Below are 24,271 nucleotides of genomic sequence, written 5' to 3'. Positions count from 1 at the left end.
GGTGGGCTGTGTCAGTGGGATGCGCGGGCGATCCGCTCGTCGAGGTCCAGCCAGCCGGTCTGCCCGACCACGTCGAACAGCTCGGCCGGGGACAGGTCGAGCTCGTGCAGGTGGGCGTCGGTGCCCGTCCGGTGTAGTGCGGCCGCGGCGCTGCGCAGCGCGTGCACCGTGGGATAGAGGGCGACGGTCGGACAGACCACGAGCCCGTAGCCCAGCTCGCCGAGGCGATCCACCGGAAGGGCGGGGCTGCGGCCGCCCGTGGCGAGGTTGTAGAGGGCGCGGCCACGGAACTCCGCCCCGATCCGCTCGACCTCCTCGAGTGACGTCGGTGCCTCGACGAACACGAGGTCCGCGCCCGCCGCAACGGCCTGCCGTCCCCGGGCGAGGGCCTCGTCGATCCCGTGCACGGCCAGCGCGTCGGTCCGAGCGACGATCATCGTGTCGGCATCACCGCGGCCGAGGACCGCGGCGGCGATGCGCTCGACGAACTCGTCGGCCCCCACGACGGCCTTGCCGGTGAGGTGGCCGCACCGCTTGGATGCGACCTGATCCTCGAGCTGGATGGCCGCGACTCCGGCCCCGACGAGCTCCTCGACGGTGCGCAGCACGTTGAGCGGCCCGCCGAACCCGGTGTCCGCGTCGACCAGGACCGGCACGGCGGCCCGCCGGACGATCGGGCGGACGGCGTCGACCAGTTCGGTCAGCGTCAGCAGCCCGAGATCGGGGACGCCGAGCCGGCTCATGGCCAGCCCGGCACCGGAGACACCCAGCGCCGCGAAGCCCGCCTGCTCCAGCACCGCGGCCGAGATGCCGTCGTAGCAGGCCGGCACGAGGACCGGGCCCCGCTCGACGAGCGCGCGGAGGTCAGTGACCGGCTCACCCATCGGAGCTCCCGGCGACGAGCAGCCCGTCCCGTTCGAGCTGCTTCAGCAGCCCTCCCGCCGCCACGATGTCCAGCAGCTCCGGGGTCCACGGCGTCCCGTGCCGCGTCTGCCCGGTGTCGGTGTTCTCGACCAGCCCGGCAGCCAGGTCCAGTCGGGCGTGCTGTCCCTCGGCGAACATCGCCCGCACTCCGGGGCAGCCCAGCGCCGGCAGCGCGAAGTTCACGCAGTTGCGGAAGAACAGCCAATTGATCGAGTCGGCGACGAGCGCGCCGATCCCCAGGTCGACCAGGAGCTTGGCTGCGGGTCGGCTCGAGCCGGTGCCGAAGTTGCGGCCCGCGACGATCACGTCGCCCGGCTCGACGAGGTCGACCCACCCGGGGCGGTTCGCCTCGAAGACGTAGCGGTGCTGCTCGGTCAGCGGCTTGAACACGGTGTGCATCGGCTGGATGAGGTCGGTGTTGATGTCGTCACCGAAGCACCAGACCCGTCCCGAGACGTCCATGTGTCCCTCCTGGAACTCGCTCTGGAAGTCGCTCTAGAAGTCACGGATGTCGGCGATCGCACCGACCACCGCGGAGGCGGCGACCGTGCCGGAGGACGCCAGGTAGATCTGCGCGTCCGGATGGCCCATGCGCCCCGCGAAGTTGCGGGTGCTCGAGGCGATGCACACGTCCGTCGGCCCCAGCGAGTTCTGGAACCCCGCGCACATGCCGCACGACGACACCGTGACGACGGCCCCGGCGTCGGTGAGCGTGGCGACGAGGCCCTCGTGCACGGCCTGCCGGTAGATGGCCTGCGACCCGGGCGTGACGAACAACGTCACGTCGGGCGAGACCTTCCGGCCCGAGAGCACCGCGGCCGCCTCGCGCAGGTCGGCGATCGTGCCGTTGGCACACGAACCGATGAAGGCGCGGTTGACCCGCGTACCGCGGACGCTGCTGACGCCTGCGGTGTTGTGCACGACCGATCCGGGAAGCCCGACCGTGGGTTCCACGCCTGCCAGGTCGAGGGTGCGGACGGCGGCGTACGTCGCGTCCGCATCCGGTCGGACGGCGCCGTCCATGGTGCGGCCGCGTGCCTCGAGGTGCTCTCGCAGCACCTCGTCCGGCTCGGCGATCGCGAACTCCGCGCTCACCTCGGCGCACATCGTGGTCAGCGTGCGACGCTGATCCAGGGTCAGGTCCGCCAGCGACGGGCCGCCGAACTCCATGTTCTGCCCGACGTGTGCGCCGTAGCGGTCGGCGAGGTGCAGGAACAGGTCCTTCGCCGTCACGTGCGGAGCGAGCGCACCGGTCAGCTCGTAACGGACCGTCTCCCCGACCTGGAACCAGGTGTAGCCCTTCGCCATCGTGTAGATCAGCTCCGGGGCGCCGATCCCCCGTGCCGCGCAGTTGAGCGCCCCTCCGCTGCAGGTGTGACTGTCCACGCACACCAGGAGCTCGCCCGGCATCGCGTACGGCACGTCGGCGATGAGCTGGTGACAGATCCCCTGCGTCGGCCCGACGTCGTGCACGCGGGTGATCCCGTGCTTCGCGGCGAAGGCCCGGCCCCGCTCCAGCGCCTCACCCACCTGCCGGCTCGGAGCCGGCACCACGTGATCGAAGATCACGACGATCCGGTCCGGGTCGAAGACCTTCGTCGGCTCGGCCCACATCGAGTCGTAGAAGTTCATGTCGAGCGGCACGACGGTGTCGACTGACGTCACCACGATGTCGCCCGGACGGACCGAGTCCCGTCCGGCGTGGCCGGCCAGGATCTTCTCGGTCATGGTCATCGCCGTCACGCGGACGCCTTGACGAGTTCGTCGACGGTGCGGATACGGCTGATCATCGGTAGGACCCGGGTGAGGGCGAACTCGTGGTGTTCGGCAGACACGCTCGACGTCGCGTCGGACGCCACCAGGACGGCGAAACCGTGGGCGACGGCCTCGCGCACGGTCTGCTCGACCCCGAAGTTCGTCGCGATCCCGGCAACGACCACGGTGTCGACACCGCGCTCACGCAGGGTCTCGGCGAGCCCGGTGCCTGCGAATGCCCCCCATCCGGACTTGGTGACCCGGATGTCGGTCTGGGGCTCGGCGAGCCCGCGGACGACCTCGTCCCAACCCGGCGGCATGGTCGCCGGCATCGGCGGGAGCGGCGCATCGACCGGCGGCGCCTCGCCGGCGGGGTACGCGACGGTGACCGTGACGACCGGCGCCCCGAGGCCACGGAAGTGCCGTGCCAGCGTGGCTGCTGCGGCGACGACCTGGTCGCCGGACAGCGGGGCGACGGGCATCCCGACGACCCCGTTCTGAAGATCGACCAACACGATGGCCGTACGCGATGGGTCCAGGGCGAGCGCCGTTGATTGCCTTACCATGTTGTAGGACAATAATGCCCGGCACTGATCCCGTCAACGACGGACGGCTCGTCAGCGCCTGCCGAGCTCCGCGGCGCTGTCGCGGTCGACCGCGAGAATGCCGTCCCGCGTCGCCATCTGATGCTCACGCATGAGGCGCTCCGCCGCATAGGCGTCGCCACGCAGGATCGCCGAGCCGATCTCGCGGTGACACTCCGCGGAACCCGACACCGACAGGTGCGGCACCGGCCCCGTCGCCCGGGACACCCGGGTCGCTTGGAGGTGGTAGGCCAGCACGTGGAGCTGACCGCCGAGCCGCGAGAGGATCTCGTTGTCCGCGATCTCCAGTACCAGCTCGTGGAAGCGGACGCTCACACCCAGGTAGGGCCCGAACTCGCCACCGCCCACGAAATCGTCGTGCTCGGCCATGAGCTCTTCGAGTGCGGCCCGATGGCCCCCTTCGTCGATGCGCCGCGCCGCCGCCGCCGCGGCCTGCCCCTCGATGGCCGCCCGCGCCTCGTACAGGTCGTCGATGTCCTTGGCCAGAAGCCGCCGCACCACCGCGCCGCGCTTCGCCTCGATGACGACGAGACCCTCGCTCGCCAACCGGCCGAGCGCTTCGCGCACCGGGCCACGGCTGACCCCGAGCTCCTGGGTCCACTCGGCCTCGATCAGCCGCTGCCCACCGACGAGCTCGCCCCGACGGATCCGCCGCCGCAGCTCGTCGGCGATGCGGTCGACCACCGAACCTGTTCCGGGTGACTTGCTCATCGCGCGATCATCCCAGCGTCGGGCGGGATCCCCCAACCGTCCTGCCCTACAACGGTCACATCTTGACCCGCGAATCGCCCGACGTTATTGTCCTACAATATGATGGGCGGAATCGCCGACGGCGAGGACCAGCGCACCTCGGAACTGCAGGCGGTGGAGCAGATCGACTCCCGTGGCCTCCGCACCGCCTTTGGTTGCTTCCCGACCGGCGTGACCGCCGTCTGCGCACTCGGTGAGAGAGGGCCGGACGGCATGGCGGCGAGTGCGTTCACATCGGTCTCCCTCGACCCTCCGCTCGTGTCGGTATGCGTACAGAAGAGCTCCACGACCTGGCCGCGGCTCCGTAGGAGCGGGCGGCTCGGGGTGACCGTGCTCGGGGCCGATCAGGGGTCGGCGTGCCTGTCCCTCTCCCGCAAGACGGGCGATCGTTTCGCTGGTGTCGAGTGGGTGGCGGATCCGGCCGGTGCGGTCTTCGTGCCGGGAGCGGCGGCGTGGCTGGACAGCGTGGTCGACCGGGAACTCGAGGCCGGGGACCACCTGATCGTTCTCCTGCGGATCCTCCGGTTGCGGTCGGATCCCGCCGTGTCACCACTCGTCTTTCACGGCAGCCGCTTCCGCGGCGTGGGAGCGCCGGTCGAGTTCCGGGCCATCCCCTGAGCGGAGAGCGCTGCAACGCCATACAGCTGGGAGCCTCCGGAGCTCTGCTCAGCGCGGCCAGGGTCACCGACAGCACCAGCAGCCCGGCCACAGGTAGATCGGAATCCTGGAGCTGCCGGTCACATCGCTGATCACGCCTGTGACGAACGGGCCGAGGCCGCCCATGACCGCCACGAGGGTCGTCCCGACGCCGAACGCGCGGGCGAACAGGAACACGATCGAGCCGAGCGTCATCGTCGACATGGCGCCGTTCGCCATGCGCGGTCGTGGAACTCGCTCTGGCGGCGGACGTCGACCCGCGTCGGCTACTGCTCGCTGCCGTGGCCGAACGAGCCGGATCCGAGGAGCTCTACCGGCTCGAAGCGGCCTGGCGCGGGACAGCACCCCATGACCGGTCGTGGGCGCGGCGCGCGGCGTGCGCCGGCCGCGCGCCCCGAAGGAGTTCCACCGATTGCGACAGGAGCCTTGATTCGACCTCCGGTCAGACCGTACGGTCCTCTCGTAAGCTGAGCAGCAGTGCTCATATTTTGAGAAGACCAGGAGTCAGTGATGACCCACCCGGAGATCGCGTCGCCGGTCGAGCCCCCGTTGACCGGCTTCCGCGTGCTGGAGCTCGGGAACTTCATCGCCGCCCCGTTCGCGAGTCGGATCTTCGCCGACTTCGGGGCCGAGGTCGTGAAGATCGAGCGGCCGGGTGTGGGCGACGAGCTGCGGGGCTGGCGACGGACCCGGGGCAGCACGTCGATGATGTTCCGGACGATCGCGCGGAACAAGAAGTCGGTCACCCTCGACCTGCGCGCGGACGAGGGGCGCCGGCTCGCCCTGGACCTCGTCCGCTCGTGCGACGTGGTGATCGAGAACTTCCGGCCGGGCACCCTCGAGCGGTGGGGCCTCGGGCCCGACGAGCTGAACGCCGTCAACCCCGACGTCGTGCTGGTGCGCATCTCCGGCTACGGCCAGACCGGTCCGTACAAGGACCGGGCCGGGTTCGGCGGGGTGGCCGAGGCGTTCGCCGGCTTGCGGCAGGTCACCGGGCACGCGGACGGGCCGCCGGTGCGTCCCGCGGCCCCGATCGGTGACGCCCTGGCCGGGCTCTACGGGGCGATCAGTGCGCTGATGCTGCTGCTGGCGCGGGCGCAGGGGCGGCCGCACACCGGGCCGCGGGTGGCCGACGTGGCGCTGTACGAGTCGGTGTTCATGGCGATGGAGTCGCTGGTCCCGGACATGGACGCGTACGGCATGGTCCGCCGGCGCACCGCGGGGAACCTCCCCGGAGTGGTGCCGAGTGGCATCTACCCGACCTCGGACGGCCAGTCGGTGATGATCGCGGGGAACTCCAGCGGGGTGTTCGGCCGGTTGATGACCGCAGTCGGACGACCGGACCTCGGCGACGATCCGACCCTGGCCGACGGCGACGCCCGGTACCTGCGCGAGGACGAGCTCGACGGAGCGATCAGCGCCTGGACCCGCCGGCACACCGCGCCGGCGGCCGTCGAGATCCTCGGGGCGGCCGGGGTGCCGGTGGGCCCGGTCTACGACGCCGCCGCCATCGCCGAGGACCCGCACTTCCGGGCCCGGGACATGGTGCGTCCGCTCAAGGTCTTCGTCGAGCACGAGCCGGAGGAGATCCGGTTCCCCGGCGTCGTCCCGCGGCTGCCCGGTGCACCCGGGGACGTCCGGTGGGTCGGCCCCGAGCTGGGCGAGCACACCGAGGACGTGCTCGGCGGCCTGCTCGGCCTGGATGCCGACCGGATCGCCGCCCTGCGCGAGAAGGGCGTCATCTGATGAGCGCGGTCGAGATCACCGATGTCGTCCTGCGCGACGGGCTGCAGGACGAGCCGGTCGTCGTCGCCGTCCCCGACCGGGTGCGGATCGCCGACGCGCTGGTCGCGGCCGGGGTCACCCGGATCGAGGCGGCGTCGTTCGTGAACCCGGCGCGCGTCCCGCAGATGGCCGGCGCGGAGGAGCTGGTGGCCGCGCTGCCCCGCCCGGCAGGGGTCCGCTGGAGCGCGCTCGCGCTCAACCGCCGCGGTGTCCACCGCGCGGTCGCCGCCGGGATCACCGACGTCTGCGTCGTCGTGTCGGCGGGAGAGGGCCACAGCAGGGCCAACGCCGGTCGCACCGTCGCCGACGCGCTGGCCGACCTCGACGGCCTCGTCGACGAGCACCCGCAGGTCCGGTTCACCGGCGGCGTCTCGACCGCGTTCGTGTGCCCGTTCGACGGCGAGATCGCCCCGGCCCGGCTGGCCGAGGTGGCGCGCGCCTACGCCGGCATCGGCATCACCGAGCTCGGACTCGCCGACACCCTCGGAACCGCCGACCCGCAGCACGTGATGCGGTCGGTCGGCGCGGTCCGGGACGCCGTGCCGCAGGCCGTGCTCGGCCTGCACCTGCACGACGCGCTGGGCCAGGCCCTGCGCACCGTGGACCTGGCGCTGGACCTCGGCATCACCCGCTTCGACGCCGCCACCGGCGGCTACGGCGGCTGCCCGTTCGCGCCCGGCGCCCACGGCAACCTCGCCACCGAGGCCCTCGTCGAGCACCTCCACGACCGGGGCGTCGACACCGGCATCGACGTCGGCCTCCTCGCCGAGGCCCTCGCCGTCGTCGAGGACGCCCTCCGCCGCGGCGACCCCGTCGGCTGACCCCGCGCCGGGCCGCCGCACGGCCCGGCGCTCCACCCCGTACCGCGATGCCGCGGCCGCCCCACCACAGCGCCAGTCAGGGGAGACAACGATGTCCACGACCGACGAAAGCACCTCCACCGCCCCGCCCGCACCGGGCGCCCCCGCCGCCGGCCCGGCACCCGGTGACGAGACGCCGGACGCGGTGCCGTTCCTGCTGCGCGGACCACGCCTCGCCGGCCTGCCGGTGGCCGTCTACCTCGTCGGCGCCGCCGTCGTGCTGGCCGCCGCGCTGACCGGGAACCTGCCCGACTCGCTGCTGTCCGGGTTCGCCGTCACGATGCTGTGCGGTGGCCTGCTGATGGCGGTCGGCCAGCAGGTGCCGGTCCTGAGGGACTACGGCCTGCCGACCATCCTGTGCACGTTCGTCCCCGCGATACTGCTGTTCGTCGGCGTCTTCCCGCAGACCGCCGCCACCGTGGTGAACAGCTTCGTGGAGGACAGCGGCTTCCTCGACTTCCTGGTCATCACGATCATCGCGGGCAGCATCCTGGGCATGCCCCGTGCGCTGCTGCTCAAGGCCGGCCCTCGCTTCGCGGTGCCGCTGCTGGGCTGCCTCGCGCTGACCTTCCTGCTGGTCGGCGCGCTCGGGGCCGCACTGGGCTTCGGCTTCGTGCAGGGCATCCTGTTCGTCGCCGCTCCGATCATGGCCGGCGGTCTCGGTCTCGGCGCCGTCCCCATGTCGCAGATGTACGCGGCCGCCACCGGCGGCACCGCCGACGCGTTCATGGGGCAGCTGATGTCGGCCGTCGTCCTCGCCAACATCCTCTGCATCCTGATCGCCGGCGTCTACAACGGCCTCGGCAAGCGCGAGAAGCAGCTGTTCGTCGGCTTCAACGGCCACGGCCAGCTCATGCGCGTGCAGCGCCGCGACATCCGGCTGGACACCGCGAGCCGCCGCGACGGCGCCACCTTCGTCGCGCTCGGCCAGGGCCTGCTCATCGCCGGACTGCTCTTCGTGTTCGGGCAGCTGCTCGGCGGCCTGCTGCCGCTGCTGCACCCCTATGCCTGGACGATCATCGCCGCGGCCGTCGTCAAGATCGCCGGCCTGCTGCCCGCGCAGCTCGAGGAGTCCAGCACCAACTGGGGCGAGATGGCCACCACGCTGTTCGTGCCCGCCCTGCTGGTCGCGGTCAGCCTGACCTACATCGACATCGGCGAGGTCCTGGCCGCGGTCAGCAGCCCGCTGTTCCTCGTCCTGACCGCGGCCACCGTCGTCATCGCCACGCTCACGTCCGGCCTGCTGGGCTGGTTGGTGAAGTTCTACTTCGTCGAGGCGGCGATCACCCCGGGCCTGGTGATGGCCGACACCGGCGGCAGCGGCGACGTGTCCGTGCTCAGCGCGGCGAACCGGATGCACCTCATGCCGTTCGCGGCGCTGACAAACCGGCTCGGCGGCGCGGTCGTCCTGTTCCTCACCTCGCTCATCGCACCCCTGCTCGCCACCACCCTCTGACCCCGCACCGCCGAGGAGCGCCACCATGAGACCGAACGTCCTGCCCATCGGGACCCGCGTGCCCGATGTCGACGAGGACGCCTGGGTCGCCGACACGGCCACCGCCGTCGGCGACGTGCGGATCGGCCCCGGGACCGGCGTGTACTACAGCGCCGTTCTGCGCGGCGACACCGAGACCGTCTCGGTCGGCGCGGGCACCAACATCCAGGACGCCGCCGTCGTGCACGCCGATCCGGGATCGCCGGCGCGGATCGGCGACGGCGTGTCCGTCGGCCACGGGGCGGTGCTGCACGGCTGCACCGTGGACGACGGGTGCCTGATCGGCATGAACGCCACCGTCCTCAACGGCGCGGTCGTCGGTGCCGAGTCCCTCGTGGCCGCGAACGCGCTCGTGCCCGAGGGCATGCAGATCCCACCCCGCTCCCTCGTCGCCGGTGTACCGGCGAAGATCCGCCGCGAGCTGCGCGACGATGAGCTGGCACACCTGCGGGACAACGCCGACCTGTACCGCGACCTCACGCGGCAGCACAGCGCGGTCGGCGCGCCCTCCCCGCTGGGCGCGGGCGGGTAACGGGTCTCACGGAACGAGCTTGATCGGGAGCGGAGGAGGAGCACCGTGGACGGGTCCTACGCTGAGCCGATGACCATCGATCCGCTCGCCGGAGCCGAGACCGGCCCGGTCATCCGGTCGACCGGCGTCGGAGTGCTGGACCGCGTCGTCGCCGTGCTCGACGCCGTCGAGATCCGGCGGATGACGGCCTCGGAGCTCGCCCGGCACCTGGGTCTGTCCACCCCGACCGCGCACCGGCTGGTCGGGTCGATGATGGCGCACGGGCTGCTCAGCCGGGACGAGGACGGGCGCCTGCGCCTCGGGGCCCGGTTCTCGCTGCCCTATTTGGAACAGGTCGCCACACCGGTCCTGTCGGCCCTGCAGCAGCGGACCGGCGAGACCGCGCAGATCTGGGTCCTCCGGGGCGAGCACCGGCTCTGCGCAGCCAGCGTCGACTCCCCCGCCGAGCTGCGCGCGTCGGTCCCGGTCGGCACCCTGCTGCCACTGACCGCCGGCGGCTCGGCCGCCCGGATCCTCACCGAGCCGACCACGGCGCCCGGCTGGGTGGAGAGCATCTCGCACCGCACCCCCGGGCTCTGCTCGGTGAGCGCCCCCGTCCGGCGCCCGTCGGGCGAGACCGTCGCCGCGGTCTGCGTGTCCGCGCCGATCCTGCGGGTGGGTGAGGACGGACCCGGCGCCCGCTACGGCGACGACGTCGTCGACGCGGCCGCGCAGCTGTCGGACACGCTCCGCCAGGCCTGACCACCCCTTGCGGGAACCGCCGCCCCATGCCTACCGTCTTCTCGCACTGTGAGCAGTAGGTATCAAATACTGAGAGCAACGGAGCTGACGAGATGAGCCTCCACGACGTCCTCACCGACCAGGAGCGCCTGGCCGAGCTGGACCCCCAGCAGCTGCAGCGGCTGGTCGGCCTGGTCGAGCACGACGACAGCCGGGACCCGTTCCCGGTCACCGGCTGGGACGCCGTCGTCTGGGCCGTCGGCAACGCCGGCCAGGCCGCCCTGCTGTTCCAGGTCGTCTACGGCATGGAGCTGGTGGCCTACTCGGGCCCCGAGACCGGCAACCGCGACCACCACGCCTACGTGCTGCGCTCCGGCGCGATCCGCTTCGAGGTGCGGGGGAGCGGTCGACCCGGCCAGCCCGATCGCCGACCACCACCGCCGCCACGGTGACGGTATCGCCGACATCGCCCTCGAGGTGCCCGACGTCGACCGCTGCATCCGGCACGCCCGCGCCCGGGGCGCCATCGTGCTGGAGGAGCCGCACGACGTCTCCGACGAGCACGGCACGATCCGCACGGCCGCCATCGCCACCTACGGCGAGACCCGCCACACGCTGGTCGAACGGTCCCGCTACTCGGGGCCCTACCGGCCCGGCTACGTCGCCCGCACCGGCACCCGTACCCGCGGAGCCGACGAGCCCAAGCGCCTCTTCCAGGCCCTCGACCACGTCGTCGGCAACGTCGAGCTCGGCCGCATGGACGAGTGGGTGGACTTCTACCACCGGATCATGGGCTTCACGAACATGGCCGAGTTCATCGGGGACGACATCGCCACCGAGTACTCGGCGCTGATGAGCAAGGTCGTGGCGAGCGGCAACCACCGGGTGAAGTTCCCGCTCAACGAGCCCTCGCCCGGCAGGCGGAAGTCGCAGATCGACGAGTACCTCGAGTTCTACCGCGGCCCGGGCGCCCAGCACCTGGCGCTCGCCACGAACGACATCCTGCGCACCGTCGACGTCCTGCGCGCCCGCGGCGTGGAGTTCCTCGACACCCCCGACGCCTACTACTCCGACCCCGAGCTGCGCGCCCGGATCGGCGAGGTCCGGGTGCCGATCGAGGAGCTGCAGGCCCGCGGGATCCTGGTCGACCGCGACGAGGACGGCTACCTGCTGCAGATCTTCACCAAACCCGTCGGGGACCGCCCCACCGTGTTCTTCGAGTTCATCGAGCGCCACGGCTCGCTCGGCTTCGGCAAGGGCAACTTCAAGGCCCTGTTCGAGGCGATCGAGCGCGAACAGGCCAAGCGCGGCAACTTCTGACCTGCGACAGAGCCCGTCTCGGGCTCGTGGCCCCCCGCGATCGCCGTGGCCACCTCACGATCCTCGTCCCCGCACACTGGAGTGCACGTTGCGACTGTCCCGTCGATCAGTTCTCAGCTCGACCCTCGCCGGTGCGGCGTTCGCGCTCGGCGGCTGCGCCGCCGGGGCGGCCACCCCGGGAAGGTCGTCCCCGCAGGGCGATCGCCTGGTTCTGCTCGGGACGCGTGGCGGTCCGGGATGGAGCGTGGGCCGACTGGGGATCGGGTCCGCGTTGCGCATCGGCGACGCCGTCTACGTCATCGACGTCGGGGACGGTGCCGCCCGCCAGCTCGCGCTCGCCCTCGACCCCGAGCTCACCGACGGGCACGCGTTCGAAGGTGTGCGGGCCATCTTCCTGACGCACCTGCACTCCGACCACGTAGCCGACTACTTCACTCTCCTGGCTTACGGCGGCGGCCGCGGGCTGGGTGGCGGCGGGACGATCCCGGTACTCGGTCCCGGCCGTCGCGGGGCACTGCAACCGGCCGTCGCCCAGCAGCTGGCGGGGGAACCCGAGCCGCCCGTCATCCACCCCGAGAACCCGACGCCCGGGACCGTCGACATGACCCGATCACTCATGGCCGCGTTCGCGCTCGACCTCAACGACCGAATCCGGGACCTCGGTGACGCGCCGCTGGACACACTCGTGGCCCCGCGCGACATCGCACTACCCCCTGGAGTGCACTACGTCCCGAACGACCCGAAGGAGCTGTCCGTCGAGCCGTTCGAGGTCTATCGCGACGAGCTGGTGACGGTGACCGCCACGCTCGTCTCGCACTTCCCGGTCAACCCGTCCTTCGGGTTCCGGTTCGACACCCCCTCCGGCGCCGTCGTGTTCTCGGGCGACACCGGGCCGAGCGAGAACCTCGTCCGGCTGGCGACCGGCGCCGACGTGCTCGTCCACGAGGTGATCGACCCGGACTGGATCGCCGGCCGCCCACCCGCCGAGGCACAGCACCACCGCACGGCCCACACCGCGGCCGATCGGGTGGGCGAGATCGCGGAGCGAGCCGGAGTCGGCCGACTCGTCCTCACCCACATCGTGCCGGGCACCACTCCAGCCGAGAAGCTCGAGATCGCACAGCAAGGGTTCTCGGGCGAGCTCGTGATCGGGTCCGACGGCATGGACGTCGGGTTGTGAGCGGGCCGAGGACGGGCCTGTCGCGCCACGTCAGGGCTTCACACGTGATCGACGACGTTCTGAGCGACGGTCGCCGGCCCAGGATGAGATGAGGAGAAGGCATGCCGCACTACCGCAGTCTCGGCGCGGTGCCCCCGAAACGGCACACCCAGCACCGCACGCCCGAGGGCGGGCTCTACCGCGAGGAGCTGATGGGTGAGGAGGGGTTCTCGGCCGACTCGTCGCTGCTCTACCACCGGGGGATCCCGTCGGCGATCGTCGACGCGTCGCCGTGGGAGCTGCCCGACCAGACGCTCACCGAGAACCGGCCGCTGCTGCCCCGGCACCTGAAGCTGCACGAGCTGTTCCCCGGCGAGGAGCCCAAGGCACTCGACGTCGTCACCGGCCGTCGGCTCGTCCTGGGCAACGCCGACGTGCGGATCTCCTACGTCGTCGCGGGCGAGGCGTCCCCGCTCTACCGCAACGCGATCGGCGACGAGTGCGTGTACGTCGAGTCGGGCGCGGCCACGGTCGAGACGGTCTTCGGCGTGCTGCAGGCGCGGCAGGGCGACTACGTGCTCCTGCCGCGCGCCACGACCCACCGCTGGGTGCCGCAGGGCCCCGAGCCGCTGCGCGCGTACGTGATCGAGGCGAACTCGCACATCGCGCCGCCCAAGCGCTACCTGTCGCGGTTCGGGCAGCTGCTGGAGCACGCGCCCTACTGCGAGCGCGACCTGCACGGCCCCGCCGAACCCCTGCTCGCCGAGGGGACGGACGTGGAGGTCCTGGTCAAGCACCGCGGGTCGCGGGGGGTGGTCGGCACCCGCCACGTGGTCCCCACGCACCCGTTCGACGTCGTCGGCTGGGACGGCTGCCTCTACCCGTACACGTTCAACGTCTCCGACTTCGAGCCGATCACCGGGCGGGTGCACCAGCCGCCGCCCGCGCACCAGGTGTTCGAGGGCGGCAACTTCGTGATCTGCAACTTCGTGCCGCGCAAGGTCGACTACCACCCGCTGGCGATCCCGGTGCCCTACTACCACTCCAACGTCGACTCCGACGAGGTCATGTTCTACTGCGGCGGCGACTACGAGGCCCGCAAGGGCTCGGGCATCGGGCAGGGCTCGATCAGCCTGCACCCGGGCGGGCACAGCCACGGCCCCCAGCCCGGAGCGGTCGAGCGGGCACTGGGCGCGGAGTACTTCGACGAGCTCGCCGTCATGGTCGACACCTTCCGCCCGCTCGCCCTCGGCGAAGGCGCGCAGGCCTGCGAGGACCCGGGCTACGCCTGGACCTGGTCCGGACGCGGGCCGGACCGATGAGCGCCATCGAGATCCCCGTCGGCTCGCCGTTCGGGATCCACAACCTGCCCTACGGAGCGTTCTCCGTCCGCGGTGGTCACCGCCGGATCGGCGTCCGGCTGGGCGACTCCGTCCTCGACCTGGCACCCCTGCTCGGCGACGACACCTTCGCCGCGCCCACCCTGGACGGGTTCCTCTCCCAGGGCCGGGAGCGGTGGGACGCCGTCCGCGCCCGGCTGACCGACCTGGTCACCCGCGACGTCCCGGACTCCGCCGTGCACCCGGTGGGCGAGGTGGCGTTGCACCTGCCGTTCACCGTGGGCGACTACGTCGACTTCTACGCCTCCGAGCACCACGCCTCGAACCTGGGCCGGCTGTTCCGCCCCGGCTCCGAGCCGTTGATGCCCAACTGGAAGCACATGCCGGTCGGCTACCACGGCCGCGGCGGGACCGTCGTGGTGTCCGGCACCGACATCGTGCGGCCCTGTGGGCAGCGCAAAGCAGCTGACGAGCCGGCTCCCACCTACGGCCCGTCGCAGCGGCTCGACATCGAGGCCGAGCTCGGATTCGTGATCGGGACCGGGTCGGCGCTCGGTGAACGGATCGGCGTCGACGAGTTCGAGCGGCACGTGTTCGGCGCCGTGATCGTGAACGACTGGTCCGCTCGCGACCTGCAGGCCTGGGAGTACGTGCCGCTCGGCCCGCACCTGGGCAAGAGTTTCGCCACCTCGATCTCGCCCTGGGTGGTCCCGCTCGCGGCCCTGCGGTCGGCCCGGGTGCCGCTGCCCCGGCAGACCCCGGAGCCGCTGCCCTACCTGCGGGGCGGCGAGGACTGGGGCCTCGACGTCGACCTGGTCGTGGAGTGGAACGGCGTGGAGGTCTCCCGCCCGCCGTACCGCGACATGTACTGGTCGCCCGCGCAGATGCTCGCGCACCTGACCGTCAACGGCGCCTCCACCCGGACGGGCGACTTCTTCGCCTCCGGCACCGTCTCCGGGCCCGACAGACGGCAGCGTGGTGCGTTCATCGAGCTGACCTGGGGTGGCCGCGAGCCGGTGGTGGTGGGGGGCGAGGAGCGCACCTTCCTGCGGGACGGCGACGCGGTCGTCATCTCGGCCGGTGCCCCCGCGCCCGACGGCACCCGGATCGGCTTCGGCGAGGTCGCCGGCGTGATCACCCCGGCCGTGCCGTGATCATCCACGACGTCGCCGTGGTGCGCCGCCCCGGCCGCGACCTGATGCTGGACCTGGTGACACCGGCGACGCCCGGTCCGCACCCGGTGGTCGCCTGGCTTCCGGGTGGTGCGTTCCTGCGAGGAGACCGCAAACGGCTGCCGGCCAGGATCGACGACCTGCTCGCACGCGGTGTCGCGGTCGCCGCACTCGAGTACAGGTTCAGCAGCGAGGCCCGGTACCCCGCGCAGATCCTCGACGTCCGGGCCGGACTGCGGCACCTGTACCACCACGCCGAGCGTCACGGCCTCGACCGCGACCGGATCGCGCTGTGGGGGGCCTCTGCCGGCGGTCACCTCGCGGCCCTGGCCGGTCTCCTGGCCCGTGTCCCGGTACTCGACGGCGAACCGGACGGACCCCGGGTCGACATCGCCGCCGTGGCCGCGGCCTATCCGCTGACCGACCTGACCAGCACGGCGCCCGTCGCCGACGCCGAGATCCCCGACCTCGCGGGAACACCCGGGCCGGTGGAGCGGCTCCTCGGAGGCTGCCCCACCGACCTCCCGGAACTCGCCCGCGCCGCCAGCCCGCTCCACCAGGTGCACCGCGGCGCCCCGCCGTTCCAGATCTGTCACGGCGACGCCGACCGGCTGGTCGATCCGACCCACAGCGTCCGCCTGCACCACCGGCTACTGGCGGCCGGAGCCGCCAGCGAGCTGATCGTGCTGCCCGGCTTCGGTCACTCGTTCCTCAACGCCCGCGCCGACGGCGACGTCGACGCGACCGGCGGTCTGCTGGAGCCGGGCCGACTGGCCGCCGAACAACCGGTGCCCGCCCAACGCGACACCGGACGCGGGCCCCGACCCACCCGATTCGGCTTCGACAGCATCGCCGCGTTCCTCAGCGACCATCTCGGCAGCTCGCTTAAGTCACTCGATTGACTCAGCGAGCGGCTCGGCGTTCACTTGCAGGACGACGAGTGGCGGGGAGGACGACGCCGCGACCGGGCTGGTCGACGCGATCACCGCGATCTGGCTCGCCCCGGCCACGCACCGCGACCCGGGAGCGTGAACGGCGCCGCCTCACTGCTGTCCCTCGCGCTGGCCGCGCCCATTCCCCACCCGGGTGCGCTCCACCGGGAACGGACGACGGAACCCCGCTCGCGAGGGAGGCTGGACCCATGACGAACACACGCAGACCGCTGACGGCCGGCAGCACGGTCGGAGACTGGCTGGCGCATCCGGAGGGCGGCGCCGCGCTGCGGCACCTGCTCGAGCAGGGAGGCGTCGACGCCGCGGCCATGGCCCCCGTCCGCGACCTGCCGCTGCGGCAGCTGGTGGAGCTGAGCCGGGGCACGCTCCCGATGAGCGCCGTCGACGCCCTCGTGCTGCAGGTCAACGGTGGCACGATGCCGGCCGACGACGACGCGGCGGGCTGGCGCGAGCGGATCGTGCCGGGCCGCTTCGACGGCACGACGATCGTGGTCACCGGTGCCGCCTCCGGCATCGGCCGCGCCACGGCCTCGCGCATCGCCCGCGAGGGTGGACGGGTGATCGCCGCCGACATCACCGGAGCGGGGCTCGAGCAGCTCGCCGCCGACCTCGACACCGCGGGCGTCGACGCCGACGCGCTCGTGCCCGTCACCGCGGACATCACCCGCATCGACGGCGTCGAGCGCATCGTCGCGGCCGCGGGTCCGGTGATCGACGGGCTGGCCAACGTCGCGGGCGTCGTCGACGACTTCTCCCCCGTCCACGAGACCTCCGACGAGATGTGGCGGAGGGTGTTCGCGGTCAACGTCGACGCCGTCTTCGCGCTCACCCGCGCCGTCCTGCCCGCGATGCTCGGGGCGGGCCGCGGCTCCATCGTCAACATCGCCTCCGAAGCCGCGCTCCGGGGCAACGCGGCCGGTGCCGCCTACACGGCCTCCAAGCACGCCGTCATCGGCATCACGAAGAACTCGGCGTTCATGTACGGCCCGCACGGCATCCGCGTCAACGCGATCGCTCCGGGTGGCGTCGCCACCGGCATGGGCGGCCACGGCCGCAGCTCGGAGTTCGGCCGGGAGCGGACCGCCGACTTCCTGCGGTTGATCCCGCCGGTGGCCTCGGCCCAGCACCTGGCCGCGTCCGTGACGTTCCTGCTCAGCGACGACGGCGTCAACATCTCCGGCGCGGTCCTGCCGTCGGACGGCGGGTGGTCCGTGCAGTGAGCGGCCGGTCGGCCGGACGACCTGGTCGACCGAGCATCCGGCACCACGGGCTCGGTGGATCCAGCCTCAGCGGCCCTCGCCGAGCACCTCGTCGATGCCGTCCCCGTCGCGCCAGTCGCGCAGCAGCTGCTGGAACGCTGCCGGACCGGGTCCGTAGGTCTGGCGGGGGCCGCGCAGGGCGCCTTCGTTGTTGTAGTAGCCCGGGGTGCACTCGGCGTCGAACCACTCCCGGTCCGGGGACGACGCCCGGATCGTCTCCACCCAGGCGTTCTCGGCCTCGACGGTCGGCTCGATGCACGTCACGCCCCGTTTGCGGGCCTCCGCGACGACGGCGCCGATGTGGATCGCCTGCTCGTCCAGCACGTGCACGAAGTTCACCGACGGCGCGTTCTGCAACGGGCCGAGGTGGAACAGGTTCGGAAAGCCGTTGCTGGTGAAGCCGTGCAGCGTGCGCGGTCCGGTGGTTATCCACGACTGCAGCAGGCCCGCACCGTCCCTGCCGTACACCGGCAGCCGCCCGGTCAGCACGTCCGACATCCCGACCTCGAACCCGGTGGCGAAGACGATGCAGTCCACTTCGTACTCGCGGCCACCGACCACCAGGCCCTTCTCCGTGACCCGCTCGACACCCCCGGAGTCGGCCGTGTCGACCAGGGTCACGTTCGCCCGGTTGAACGCCTGCAGGTACTCGTCGCTGAACGTCGGTCGCTTGCAGCCGTAGCGGTACCAGGGCTTGAGCAGCTCCGCCGTCGCCGGGTCCTCGACGATCCCGTCCACGCGGGCACGCAGTTGGTTCATCTTCCGGAAATCGAGGACCTCCTCGATCCGCTCCCACTCCGCGGGCTCCACGTCCGTGTGGGCGTCGGTCGCGATGATCTTGCCCAGCACCTGGCCGCTCGCGGTCCACGCGTCGTCGACGAGGTCCTCCTCGACCGCGTGGCCCGTCACGACCGCCTGGAAGTTCTCCCGCCGCCTGCGGTGCCAGCCCGGCTGCAGCGACGCGGCCCACTCCGGGTCGGTGCGCCGGTTGTCCCGCACGTCCACCGACGACGGCGTGCGCTGGAAGACGTAGAGGTGCTCGGCGTCGCGCGCCACGTGGGGCACCACCTGCACCGCCGTGGCGCCGGTGCCGATCACCGCGACCCGCTTGCCGGCGAGCCCGGTGAGGTTCCCGTCCGCGTCACCGCCGGTGTAGGCGTAGTCCCAGCGGCTCGTGTGGAACGTGTGCCCGGCGAAGTCCTCGATGCCCGGGATCCGCGGCAGCTTCGGGTGGTCCAGCGTTCCGTTCGACACCACCACGTAGGTGGCCCGCACCTCGTCGTCACGATCGGTGCGCACGACCCACTCGCCGCCCTCCCACCGCAGCTCGCGCACGCCGGTCCGGAAGAAGGCGTCCCGGTACAGGTCGAAGTGGTGGCCGATCGCCATCGCGTGCTGCCGGATCTCCTCCCCCGGCGCGTACTTCGACCTCGGGACGTAGCCGACCTCCTCCAGCAGCGGCAGGTAGACGTAGGACTCGATGTCGCAGTGGATGCCCGGGTAGCGGTTCCAGTACCAGGTGCCACCGAAGTCGCCGGCCTTCTCGATGATCCGGATCCGCTCCAGACCCGCCTCCCGCAGGCGGGCACCCGCGACCAGGCCGCCGAACCCGCCACCGACCACCACCGCGTCCACCCGGTCGCACACCGGCTCCCGGGTGAAGCCCGGCTCGACGTACGGGTCCTCGGCGTAGTAGCCGAACTCCCCCTCGGCCCGCCGGTACTGCGTGCTGCCGTCGGGGCGTACGCGACGCTCCCGCTCCGCGCGGTAGCGCTCGCGCAGAGCATCGGGATCGGATCCCAGGTCGTCAGGGACCTCCGGACGGTGCAAAGCCGACATGACACCCTTCCCGCCATTCAATCAGTCGCTTGATTTAAGACGGTACCACCGGGCCGACCCGCGGCGGCGATCATCGTGACGGGACGCTGACACGCTCGACACCACTGGACCGAGGTTCCCGGGCAACCGGTCGTGATCCTCGAGGCCGATCCGGTCGAGGCCGAAGCTCTCCGCAACAGCACGGCTGCAGCGAGATCCCTCCGCCTGTACACAGACAGACGGCCTCGACCGAGCGCGGGACTGCGGTCGAGCGGTGACGACCCGACGCGGAAGGACTGCCCTTCGACATCCGTTGCGCGGCCCCCGGGTTTGTCGCGACCGCTGGCACTGGTCGTCCGGTGCCGGCGCCCAGCATCGTGACGGGTATGACCGGCAGCAGCGGGGGGCGTGTGGGGCCCGAGTCCAGGTCCGACGTCGTCCTGCACGGCAGCTCCGGACCGAGCCGCGAGGGCATCGCGGGCGGGTTCTGGCATTCCAGTCCGAGCGAGAGGGGACCAGCATGTGGTTGAGCGGTGGCACCGTCGTCGACGGCACGGGGAGCGATCCGCAGCCCGACCGGACGGTGCTCGTCGAGGACGGCCGGATCGTGGAGCTGGACGGAACGCCGCCGGCCGGCGCGGAGGTCCTCGACTGCTCCGGCCTGACGATCACCCCGGGCCTCATCGACGCCCACGTCCACTTCGGGCTCTCCAGCCCGATCGAGGCCAGCCTCACGCGCGGGCTGTCCGTGGCCGAGCTCGCGGCGGACATGTTCGAGAACTGCCGCCAGACCCTCGACGCCGGGTTCACCACCGTGCGCGACACCGGCGGCATCGACGGCGGGCTCGCCGGCGTCGTCGCGAAGGGCAAAGTCCCCGGGCCGCGGATCCTGCAGTGCGGCCCGGTGCTCTGCCAGACCGGCGGGCACGGCCACATGGCCTCGGAGTGGGAGCCGACCGCCGACTGGACCGACCACCACATCCCCGGGCTGCGCTCGATGTCCATGCTCTGCGACGGCCCCGACGAGATGCGCCGCAACGCCCGGGAGGCGTTCCGCCGCGGTGCCGAGTTCCTCAAGCTGTGCGTCACCGGCGGCGTCGTGTCCCGGCACGACAAGCTCACCGACACCCAGTTCGACGTCGCCGAGATCTCGGCCGCGGTGGCCGAGGCCACCGCGCGCGGCACCTACGTCACCGTGCACGCCCACAACAACGCCGGCATCCGCAACGCCGTCGCCGCCGGGGTCCGCTGCGTCGAGCACGGCTCGCAGATCGACGAGGAGACCGCGGCCCTGATGGCCGAGCACGACGTCGCGCACGTGCCCACGCTGGCCGTCGTGCACGCCCTGCTCGACGACGCGGCCGAGGCCGGGTTGCCGGCGAACATCGCCGACCGCGTGGGCGTCGCGCTGCAGGGCCAGATCGACGCCATCCACGCCTCCCGCGCAGCCGGCGTGCGGATCGGGTCCGGCTCCGACCTCATCGGCCCGAAGCAGGACGGCCGCGGCCGCGAGCTCCTGCTGCGCTCGGAGATCGAGACGCCGATGGACGCGCTGGTCTCGGCCACGCGGGTCAACGCCGACATCCTCGGCATCGGCGCCGACGTCGGCACGGTCGAGGCCGGCAAGCGCGCCGACCTCGTCGCCTTCCGCGGCAACCCGCTCGACGACCCGAAGCTGTTCGCCGACCGGTCGGCCGTCGCGCTGGTCGTGCAGAACGGCGCCGTCGTGAAGGACGCCCGGTGACGCGCACTGCTCCGACCACCCGCATCGGCGCCGACGTCGACGAGCGGGCCGGCGTCGCGTTTCCCGACCCGTACCACTGGTTGGAGGGAGACGGCCCGGAGGTGCAGCGCTGGCAGGACGAGCAGGGCGAGGCCGCCGCGGCCTGGGTGCGGGACTGGCCGCACTTCGACCGGCTGCGCGAGTCGGTGTCCCGCTTCCAGACGGCCAGGTTCGAGCCGCTCCCCCGCGCCGCCGGCGGACGCTGGTTCCGCACCACCGTGCCGGAGGGGCGCACGCAGGCGTCCGTCGTGGTGGCCGACGAGCCGGCCGGCGAGGGCCGGGTGCTCTTCGACCCCGTGCAGGAGGACCCGGCGCGGCCACCGTTCGTCTCGTGGATCTCGCCGTCCCCGGACGGGCGGGTACTCGCGGTCGGGGTCTGCACCGACGGCAGCGAGCAGAACACGGTGCGGCTCGTCGACGTCACCACCGGGGCGGCGTTGCCCGGGGCGCCGACGCAGACGCTGATGGACAACTGGACCAGCGGCGCGCACTGGCTCCCCGACTCCAGCGGGTTCTTCTTCGCCGGCATCGACGGCCGGGCGGTCGACCTGTCCCAGCGGGTGTGGCTGCACCGGAACGGGACGACGACGCAGGTCGACGTGCCGTGGCTGCCGGGGTCGGACTACCGCATGGTCGTCGTGTCCCGCGACGGGCGGTACGCGGTGGCCGTGCAGCGGATGATGGACCCGGTTCCCGTTGCGGTCGCGCGGCTGGACGACGACCCGGCCGCGCTGGTGTGGCGCCCGTTCCTCACCGACGTCGGGGGCTCCGTCGCCGGGCACCTGCTCGGCGACGCCTGGGTGGCCGTCACCGACGTCGGTGCGCCCCGCGGAAGGCTGGTGCGGATCCCCCTCGACGCCCCGTCGGACTGGGAGGAGGTCGTCGCCGAGTCGGACGCCGTGCTCAGGTCGGTCACCCCGGTCGGCGACGCGCTCTACCTCGCGGAGTTCGTCGACACCTACGCGCGGGTCCGGATCGTCGACCCGGCGGGCCGCGAGCTCGGCGAGGTGCCGCTGCCCGGCCGGGGCGCGCTCGTCGAGCTGCCGTTCCCGATGATGAACCTCGGGGCGGCGCGGCCGTCCGACGAGTTCCTGTTCGCCTTCTCCACCCTCACCTCGTCGGCCGGGACGTACCGGCACCGGCAGAGCGCCCCGGACCTGGAGGTGCTGACCGAGCCCGCCGTGGCGATCGAGGACGCCGTCGTCGAGGACGGCTGGGCCACCTCCGCCGACGGCACTCGGGTCCCGTACCACCTCGTGCGCCGCACCGACGTGCCGCTCGACCGCCCGCAGCCGGCGATGATCTACGCGTACGGCGGCTTCAACGCCCCGTGGGTGCCGTCGTTCCCCGGCGTGATGGCCGCGTTCGTCGCCGCGGGCGGCGTGTTCGTGCACGGCCACCTGCGCGGGGGCGCGGAATTCGGCCGCGAGTGGTGGGAGGGCGGCAGGCTGGCGAACAAGCAGAACGGCTACGCCGACCTGTACGCGATCGCGGAGGCCGTGATCGCCGACGGCGTCACCGCGCCGGACCGGCTCGCCGTCACCGGCGGGTCCAACGGCGGGCTGATGGCCGGGGTCGCCGCCACCCAGCGCCCGGACCTGTGGGCCGCGGCGATCCCGCGGGTACCGCTGCTCGACGTCATCGGGGCCTGCCGCGACGGGTACGGCAACTGGGTGGTGCGGCTGGAGTTCGGCGACCCGGACGACCCCGCCGAGGTGCGGCGGATGGCGGGCTTCTCGCCGTACCACCTCGTCGAGGACGGCGTCGCCTACCCGCCGGTGTTCCTCGACTCCGGCGACACCGACCCGCGCTGCCCGCCGTGGCACGCCCGCAAGTTCGCGGCCCGGCTGCAGGCCGCGACGGCCGGCCCGGCGCCGGTCCTGCTGCGGATCTGGCGCAACGTCGGCCACGGCTGGGCCACCGACAAGGAGATCGCGTTGACTGAGAACACCGAGTGGCTGGCGTTCGCCATGAAGGTGCTCGGGATGCGACCCTGACCGCCGGGAGGCCCTCACGACGTCGCGACCCCGGTGCGCAGGTCGATCCCGCGGGTCTCCGGGATGGCGCGCAGGATCACCGGCAGCCCCAGCAGCGCCAGCGCGGTGGCGTAGAAGGCGGGGGCGAGCAGGCTCCCGCTCGTGTCCACCAGCAGCTGGCTCACCAGCGGGGCCGTGCCCGCGAACACCGCGTAGGCCACGTTGTAGGGCAGTGCCACCCCGCTGAACCGCACGTCGGCCGGCAGCATCTCCAGCACCGCCATGGCTCCCGCGCCGAGCAGGCTCACGACCAGCAGCAGCGCGAACATCGCGAGGACGATCGCCGGCATGCTGCGGGTGCCGATGAGCAGGTAGGCCGGCACGGTCAGCACCACGGCCCCGATGGCGCCCGCCCGCACCAGCGGACGCCGGCCGATCCGGTCCCCCACTGCCCCGAACACCGGCCCGCCGACCGCGGCGAACAGCGTCAGCACGGTGATGATCGTCAGCGCGGCGGACGAGGAGACACCGGCCGCCTGGCCCAGATAGGTGGGCATGTAGCCGAGGAACATGTGGGTCACCACGCCGGTGACCCCGAAGTAGCACAGCAGCACCAGCAGCGACCGCCAGTAGGTGCGCAGCAGGTACCCGAACGACCGCCCGGGCTTCGGCTCGTCCTCGCGCAGCTCGGTGAACACCGGCGTCTCGTCCACGCCGAGCCGCAACACCAGCGCGACCAGCGACAGCAGGCCACCGATGACGAACGTCCAGCGCCACCCGCCCGCGGCGAACGCGTCGCCGGCCACGGCCTGGAAGAGCACGACCGTGAGGGTCGCGCCCGTCACGCCGAGCATCGTCGAGCCGACGACCAGCCCCATCCACAGCGCCCGGCGGCCGGGTGGCGCGTGCTCGGCGCTGAACGTCATCGCCCCGGTGTACTCACCGCCCGCGGAGAAGCCCTGCAGCAGCCGGCACACCAGCAGCAGGGCGGGCGCGGCGACGCCGATGCTCGCCCAGCCCGGTAGCAGCCCGATGGCCGCGGTGGCCGCGCCCATGAGCAGCACCGATGCGGTGAGCGCGGTGCGCCGGCCCAGCCGGTCGCCGATCCGGCCGAACACCACGGCGCCGAGCGGGCGGGCGACGAACGCGACACCGTAGATCGCGAACGTCCCCAGCAGCGCCGCGGACGCCTGGTCCGCCGGGAAGAACGTCGCCGCGATCACGGCCGCCGAGAACCCGTACAGCGTGAAGTCGAACCACTCCACGAAGTTGCCCGCCGCTCCGGCGAGCACGATCCGCGCCGGTGACCTCCGGCGCGCCTCCCGGTCCTTCGACACCGTCTCCGTCATCGCAGACCTCCTCGTCGGGGATGGAGGAAGCATCGCGGCGCGGGGGGCGCGGGAGGAGC

Annotated in this window: 21 protein-coding genes and 1 pseudogene; 14 read left to right on the top strand and 8 right to left on the bottom strand. The window is 72.4% G+C overall.

Annotation, left to right across the window (positions count from 1 at the left end; genetic code table 11):
• Positions 1 to 11: 11 nt before the first annotated feature.
• From FB558_RS40985 to FB558_RS40965, 5 genes are read right to left on the bottom strand one after another with little or no spacing between them, the layout of a single operon-like run.
• Entirely contained in the window at positions 12 to 884 is an 873-nt protein-coding gene (locus FB558_RS40985; RefSeq protein WP_142064635.1) for an isocitrate lyase/PEP mutase family protein, read from the bottom strand.
• Positions 877 to 1,386, bottom strand: coding sequence for a 3-isopropylmalate dehydratase small subunit (locus tag FB558_RS40980; RefSeq protein WP_142064633.1), 510 nt, complete (start codon positions 1,384 to 1,386; stop codon positions 877 to 879). Before FB558_RS40980 ends, FB558_RS40985 begins: the two co-directional genes overlap by 8 nt.
• 33 nt (positions 1,387 to 1,419) lie before the next feature.
• Positions 1,420 to 2,658 (bottom strand): 3-isopropylmalate dehydratase large subunit, encoded by a 1,239-nt coding sequence (locus FB558_RS40975; RefSeq protein WP_142065095.1) that lies wholly within the window; start codon positions 2,656 to 2,658, stop codon positions 1,420 to 1,422.
• Positions 2,659 to 2,663: 5 nt separating this feature from the next.
• The gene (locus FB558_RS40970; RefSeq protein WP_142064630.1) at positions 2,664 to 3,245 is read right to left on the bottom strand and encodes an isochorismatase family protein; all 582 of its coding nucleotides are present in this window, start codon (positions 3,243 to 3,245) and stop codon (positions 2,664 to 2,666) included.
• Between the two features lie 51 nt (positions 3,246 to 3,296).
• The gene (locus FB558_RS40965) at positions 3,297 to 3,995 is read right to left on the bottom strand and encodes a GntR family transcriptional regulator (RefSeq protein ID WP_142064627.1); all 699 of its coding nucleotides are present in this window, start codon (positions 3,993 to 3,995) and stop codon (positions 3,297 to 3,299) included.
• A 99-nt stretch (positions 3,996 to 4,094) separates the two neighbouring features.
• On the opposite strand from FB558_RS40965, the gene FB558_RS40960 reads away from it, so the two are divergent.
• Positions 4,095 to 4,652: a flavin reductase family protein gene (locus FB558_RS40960; RefSeq protein WP_342787751.1), complete on the top strand. Its 558-nt coding sequence runs from the start codon at positions 4,095 to 4,097 to the stop codon at positions 4,650 to 4,652.
• A 63-nt stretch (positions 4,653 to 4,715) separates the two neighbouring features.
• Here FB558_RS40960 and FB558_RS40955 read toward each other — a convergent pair whose 3' ends face one another.
• A complete protein-coding gene (locus FB558_RS40955; RefSeq protein ID WP_142064624.1) occupies positions 4,716 to 4,910 on the bottom strand; it encodes a hypothetical protein in 195 nt (64 codons plus the stop codon).
• A 291-nt stretch (positions 4,911 to 5,201) separates the two neighbouring features.
• Here FB558_RS40955 and FB558_RS40950 point away from each other — a divergent pair, with 291 nt between their 5' ends.
• The 11 genes and pseudogenes from FB558_RS40950 (at position 5,202) to FB558_RS40900 (ending at position 17,247) form a co-directional block, all read left to right on the top strand.
• The gene (locus tag FB558_RS40950; RefSeq protein ID WP_142064621.1) at positions 5,202 to 6,437 is read left to right on the top strand and encodes a CaiB/BaiF CoA transferase family protein; all 1,236 of its coding nucleotides are present in this window, start codon (positions 5,202 to 5,204) and stop codon (positions 6,435 to 6,437) included.
• Entirely contained in the window at positions 6,437 to 7,297 is an 861-nt protein-coding gene (locus FB558_RS40945) for a hydroxymethylglutaryl-CoA lyase (RefSeq protein ID WP_142064618.1), read from the top strand. Before FB558_RS40950 ends, FB558_RS40945 begins: the two co-directional genes overlap by 1 nt.
• 91 nt (positions 7,298 to 7,388) lie before the next feature.
• Positions 7,389 to 8,792, top strand: a complete 1,404-nt coding sequence (locus tag FB558_RS40940) for a 2-hydroxycarboxylate transporter family protein (protein WP_142064615.1) — start codon at positions 7,389 to 7,391, stop codon at positions 8,790 to 8,792.
• Between the two features lie 25 nt (positions 8,793 to 8,817).
• The gene (locus FB558_RS40935) at positions 8,818 to 9,363 is read left to right on the top strand and encodes a gamma carbonic anhydrase family protein (protein ID WP_142064612.1); all 546 of its coding nucleotides are present in this window, start codon (positions 8,818 to 8,820) and stop codon (positions 9,361 to 9,363) included.
• Between the two features lie 69 nt (positions 9,364 to 9,432).
• Positions 9,433 to 10,104 carry an IclR family transcriptional regulator gene (locus FB558_RS40930; RefSeq protein ID WP_142064609.1) on the top strand — a complete coding sequence of 224 codons (672 nt, stop codon included), beginning with the start codon at positions 9,433 to 9,435 and terminating at the stop codon, positions 10,102 to 10,104.
• 92 nt (positions 10,105 to 10,196) lie between these two features.
• Positions 10,197 to 11,403: pseudogene (gene hppD / locus FB558_RS40925) on the top strand (4-hydroxyphenylpyruvate dioxygenase).
• 244 nt (positions 11,404 to 11,647) lie between these two features.
• Entirely contained in the window at positions 11,648 to 12,583 is a 936-nt protein-coding gene (locus FB558_RS40920) for an MBL fold metallo-hydrolase (protein ID WP_211367210.1), read from the top strand.
• Positions 12,584 to 12,684: 101 nt separating this feature from the next.
• Positions 12,685 to 13,884 carry a homogentisate 1,2-dioxygenase gene (locus FB558_RS40915; protein ID WP_142064606.1) on the top strand — a complete coding sequence of 400 codons (1,200 nt, stop codon included), beginning with the start codon at positions 12,685 to 12,687 and terminating at the stop codon, positions 13,882 to 13,884.
• The gene (fahA, locus tag FB558_RS40910) at positions 13,881 to 15,056 is read left to right on the top strand and encodes a fumarylacetoacetase (protein WP_142064604.1); all 1,176 of its coding nucleotides are present in this window, start codon (positions 13,881 to 13,883) and stop codon (positions 15,054 to 15,056) included. Before FB558_RS40915 ends, fahA begins: the two co-directional genes overlap by 4 nt.
• Entirely contained in the window at positions 15,053 to 15,976 is a 924-nt protein-coding gene (locus tag FB558_RS40905; RefSeq protein WP_142064601.1) for an alpha/beta hydrolase, read from the top strand. The genes fahA and FB558_RS40905 overlap by 4 nt, the downstream gene beginning before the upstream one ends.
• Before the next feature lie 239 nt (positions 15,977 to 16,215).
• A complete protein-coding gene (locus FB558_RS40900) occupies positions 16,216 to 17,247 on the top strand; it encodes an SDR family NAD(P)-dependent oxidoreductase (protein WP_142064597.1) in 1,032 nt (343 codons plus the stop codon).
• A gap of 66 nt (positions 17,248 to 17,313) precedes the next feature.
• Here the strand turns inward: FB558_RS40900 and FB558_RS40895 are convergent, their stop codons facing one another.
• Positions 17,314 to 19,125 carry a flavin-containing monooxygenase gene (locus FB558_RS40895; RefSeq protein WP_142064594.1) on the bottom strand — a complete coding sequence of 604 codons (1,812 nt, stop codon included), beginning with the start codon at positions 19,123 to 19,125 and terminating at the stop codon, positions 17,314 to 17,316.
• A 499-nt stretch (positions 19,126 to 19,624) separates the two neighbouring features.
• On the opposite strand from FB558_RS40895, the gene FB558_RS40890 reads away from it, so the two are divergent.
• Together FB558_RS40890 and FB558_RS40885 are read left to right on the top strand one after the other, a co-directional pair.
• Positions 19,625 to 20,848: a metal-dependent hydrolase family protein gene (locus tag FB558_RS40890; RefSeq protein WP_142064590.1), complete on the top strand. Its 1,224-nt coding sequence runs from the start codon at positions 19,625 to 19,627 to the stop codon at positions 20,846 to 20,848.
• Positions 20,845 to 22,884: a prolyl oligopeptidase family serine peptidase gene (locus tag FB558_RS40885; RefSeq protein ID WP_142064587.1), complete on the top strand. Its 2,040-nt coding sequence runs from the start codon at positions 20,845 to 20,847 to the stop codon at positions 22,882 to 22,884. The genes FB558_RS40890 and FB558_RS40885 overlap by 4 nt, the downstream gene beginning before the upstream one ends.
• Positions 22,885 to 22,898: 14 nt before the next feature.
• On the opposite strand, the gene FB558_RS40880 is transcribed toward FB558_RS40885, so the two are convergent.
• Entirely contained in the window at positions 22,899 to 24,212 is a 1,314-nt protein-coding gene (locus FB558_RS40880; RefSeq protein WP_211367209.1) for an MFS transporter, read from the bottom strand.
• Positions 24,213 to 24,271: the final 59 nt, after the last annotated feature.

The sequence above is a fragment of the Pseudonocardia kunmingensis genome (assembly GCF_006716445.1).
GTDB classification, from domain to species: Bacteria; Actinomycetota; Actinomycetes; order Mycobacteriales; family Pseudonocardiaceae; genus Pseudonocardia; species Pseudonocardia kunmingensis.
Note: the sequence above shows the minus strand (reverse complement) of the source record. Positions and strands in the feature narration are given on the sequence as shown.